The following is a 3666-nucleotide window of genomic DNA, read 5'->3' on the forward strand; positions in this document are numbered from 1 at the left end:
GGAGTAGGGTGGGTTCGAGAGAATTCCAAACACACTCCCTTATTCCCTGCTCCCTTACTCCCCTGAATTCTAATTCCCCAGCGCCAACTGATCCGTGATCTCAAACCGCTCCGAGACGCCGACACGGATCATGTTGAGGCTGCCTTCCCTGGTGAAGCGGAAGTCGCCGGGCGCGTCGGAACCGGCCGGCTGGCCGGCACGGAAAGAGATGATGCGCGTGCCGCCATCGGGCCAGGTCACAGTGATGTTCGCCTTGTCGGCGGTGTGCACCACGCTGACCTTGCAGCGCTCCATCGGCTGGCCGACATAGCGGGCGCAGGGAATTTCGGGGCCAGAAGCCAGCGTCGGAGCGGAATCAAGCGGGACGTCAGGCGCCGCCAGCGCCAGTAGGTACGCATCCTGCATGGCGGCGTGGCCGATTTCCTCTGGCGATTTCGGCGTGCTTTCGGCTGCCGGACCGGCGCCGCCAAGCCGCGCCGTCAGGTCGGGCGGTGCGACCGGCGCGCTGTCGGCTGAGCCGGTGGCCTGCGATTGGTCCGGTGCCGAGGCCTGCTCGGCCCCACTGCCGGTGGAGGCAACCACCGGCGCACCGGCCGGTCTTGGCTCACCTTCGACATAGGGGTTCGGATTGAGGGGGATGAGATAGCGCGCCGGCGCCCAGCCGCTCAGCTTCTCCTTGCCCGTGCTCTCGACCTTGCACCATTTGTAGCCGTTGATGTCGTTGCAGCCGAGATTGGTGACCATGTCGCCACTGCTCAGCCGCGCCTCGACCGTGGCGACCGGCGATGCGGTGGTGCGGACCTTGAGAAGGTCGTCCGGCGCCAGGCCGGTAACGACGGAGATGACGAGCTCCGGCGCCTCTTGGGCCATCTCTTCAGCCATAGCGGGGGCAATCACAGGCCACGCCGTCATCAGCAGCGGAGCAGCAATCAGCGCATGGAGGATTGTTCGGAGCGTAACTGTGCGCCTCATCGTTTGGCCGTGCGCTGATACCGTGCCGCGGCGGATCGAGCCCGCCGCAAGCCCGGCCGGTTTTATAAGGGACGACGCGGCGCCATGTAAGCCCGAAAATTCGGGCCGCCGTTTCGCCAGCCTTCAGCCGGGCAGGGGCATGAACCCGGTTCTGAGCGCGTGAGCCCATTCCGGCCGGCCCGCTTGTTCGGCCTGCCTGGCGGCCGCCTCGTGGTCGTAGTCGACGGCGATGGCCTCGAAGCCGTCGGGCTGGCCGTTGCTGCCCAGGGTGACAATGCCGTAGCGCGCATGCGGCGAGCCCTGCTCGGAGACATGCGCCGGCGGCGTGGAATCGTCATAGGCAGGGCAGCCGATGCTGCCCGGATTGAAGATGACGGGACCGTCGGGGACGCGGATCAGTTCCGCGCGGTGGCTGTGGCCGCACAGCGCGATGCGGCAAGCCGGGTCGAGCGCCTTCAGCCGCCGCCGGATCGCCGTCAGCGGCGCGCGTACCAGCTGGCCATTGACGATCGTATCAGTGAGATATTTCTCGTCATGGTCGGGACGGGCGTGGAAAGCGATGATTCCGGGTGCGATCTCCAGCGTCAACGGCTGGGCGAACAGCACCTGGCGCTGTGCCTCGGTCAGCCGCTCCTGCGCATAGACGTCGGAGGGCCACATGGTGTCATCAGCGGGGTCGGCGGCAACACGGCGGTCGTGGTTGCCGCGCACCGTCGGCAGGTTCAGCGCCTGCAGCCGTTCCATCGTTTCGCGCGGCCATAGCGGGCCGGAAACGCTGTCGCCGAGATTGACGGTCAGGTCGGCGCCGCCGCGCCGGCGCAGGTCGTCAAGCACGGCGTCGAGCGCCAGCACATTGCCGTGGATATCGGCGAGGACGGCGATGCGCATTTCGGGAAGCTCCTGTGTGACGCCGCTTTTCCTTTTCCCCACGTTCGTGGGCGAGGAACCCAAGTCCTTCAGGGTCGGGCGTGCACTTCGATATCGTGGCCGCCAACCGCCGGCAGTGCGGGATCGTCGCCGGCGGCGGCGATGACGCTGTCGAGCAGGCCGGGGAAGCGGGCGTCGAGATCGGCGCGGCGCAGTGTGATCATGCGGTTGGTGCCGACCACCTCGGCGCGGGTGACGCCGGCCTCGCGCAATTTGGCGAGGTGGTAGCTCAGATTGGTCTTCGAGCCGAAATCGAGGAACTGGCTGCAGTTCAGCGGCACGCCCTGCTTGCTGGCGAGATAGCGCACGATGGCAAGCCGCGTCGGGTCGCCGAGCACGCCAAGCACGATCGGCAGGCTGATCTGGTCCGTATTGGGGTGTGGCAAGGTCATGGCTCGAAACTAAGCACAGTCGGGTCCGATTTCAACGCATCCATCATTGTTGGCTCCACGTGGCCTTTCTCCGTCTCGCGCGAACCCCGCCCGGCCTGTGCTGACACAGGGCTGTCAGGAAGGTTCAGCTATTTTTCCCTGGCTTCATTGACATGATGCCCTGTTATGTCCAATTGTTCAATAACTTTTGAACTAAGGACATCCCGCCATGGACAAGCGCCTCTTCTGGCTCGCGCTCGGATCGTTCACGATCTCGACCGAAGGCTTCGTCATCTCCAGCCTTCTGCCCGACATCGCGGCGGATGCCGGCATCTCCATTCCGCTGGCCGGCACGCTGATTACCGCCTTCGCGCTCGCCTATGCGGTCGGCACGCCGATTCTCGCGACGCTGACCGGCGAATGGGACCGGCGCCGCGTCATCCTGTGGACGCTGGTGTTCTTCGTCATCGGCAACATCGCCGCCGCCTTGAGTTCCTCCTTCGAACTGCTGCTGGTCGCGCGCATCGTCATGGCGCTGTCGTCGGGCCTGTTCGCCGCAACCGCGCAGGGCACCGCAGTAGCGCTGGTCGATGATCATCACCGGGCGCGTGCCATCGCCGTCGTTGTCGGCGGCACCACTGTGGCCGTTGCGCTCGGTGCGCCGCTCGGCGCGCTCGTTGCCACCGTCGCCGGCTGGCGCGGCACCTTCTTTGCCATCGCCGGCCTTGGCGCGCTTGCAGGCGCGATCCTGTGGTACCGGCTGCCGCAGGGCATCGTTGGCACCAGGCTGCCCTTGAAGCGCAGGCTGGCGGCAGCGCTGCGTCCCGGCGTGATGCCGATCCTGTTGACGACAGTGCTGGCGCTGATCGGCGCCTTCACCGTCTTTGCCTATGTCGCGCCGCTTGCCATCGAGGGCGGCGGTCTCAGCCAGATCGCGCTGCCCGGCATGCTGCTCGCCTTCGGCGTCGGCGCCGTCATCGGCAACATTGGCGGCGGCCAGGCCGCCGACCGGTTCGGTGCGACCCGCACCGTCGGCTGGTCGCTGGCGCTGAGTGCCGGCATGCTGGTCTTATTGTCGGTCATCCCGACCTTCCTGCCGCACCATATTGCCGGGCCGGCGCTGATGGCGATGATGGTGCCGTGGGGCATCGTCGGCTGGGCGTTCCCGCCGGCGCAGGCGAGCCGCATCATCAAGCTGGCGCCCGATGCCGCCCCGATCGTGCTGTCGCTCAACGCCTCGGCGCTCTATCTCGGCGTGGCGCTGGGTGCCGTGGTCGGTGGTGCCGTGCTGCGCTACGGCGCGCCGGCCGATCTCGGCCTGGTCGCCGCGATCTTCCCGATCGTCGGGCTTGGCGTCGTGGTCGCCGGCCGCTGGGCGGCTCGGCCTGTGGAAATG

Annotated in this window: 4 protein-coding genes; 1 reads left to right on the forward strand and 3 read right to left on the reverse strand. The window is 66.9% G+C overall.

What is annotated here, in order from left to right:
• Positions 1-69 precede the first annotated feature (69 nt).
• The 3 genes from EN994_RS22375 to EN994_RS22385 all read right to left on the reverse strand — a co-directional run bounded on the left by EN994_RS22375 (position 70) and on the right by EN994_RS22385 (position 2291).
• Positions 70-870: an SH3 domain-containing protein gene (locus EN994_RS22375; protein WP_335918526.1), complete on the reverse strand. Its 801-nt coding sequence runs from the start codon at positions 868-870 to the stop codon at positions 70-72.
• A gap of 225 nt (positions 871-1095) precedes the next feature.
• Positions 1096-1860 carry a metallophosphoesterase family protein gene (locus tag EN994_RS22380; RefSeq protein ID WP_063168791.1) on the reverse strand — a complete coding sequence of 255 codons (765 nt, stop codon included), beginning with the start codon at positions 1858-1860 and terminating at the stop codon, positions 1096-1098.
• A 68-nt stretch (positions 1861-1928) separates the two neighbouring features.
• Complete coding sequence (locus EN994_RS22385) at positions 1929-2291, reverse strand: helix-turn-helix transcriptional regulator (RefSeq protein WP_013530112.1); 363 nt, start codon at positions 2289-2291, stop codon at positions 1929-1931.
• A gap of 208 nt (positions 2292-2499) precedes the next feature.
• Here EN994_RS22385 and EN994_RS22390 point away from each other — a divergent pair.
• The coding region (locus tag EN994_RS22390; protein WP_164746076.1) for an MFS transporter at positions 2500-3666 on the forward strand (1167 nt) is incomplete at its 3' end.

The organism is Mesorhizobium sp. M7A.F.Ca.CA.002.09.1.1, from assembly GCF_003998555.1.
Taxonomy (GTDB): Bacteria; Pseudomonadota; Alphaproteobacteria; order Rhizobiales; family Rhizobiaceae; genus Mesorhizobium; species Mesorhizobium ciceri.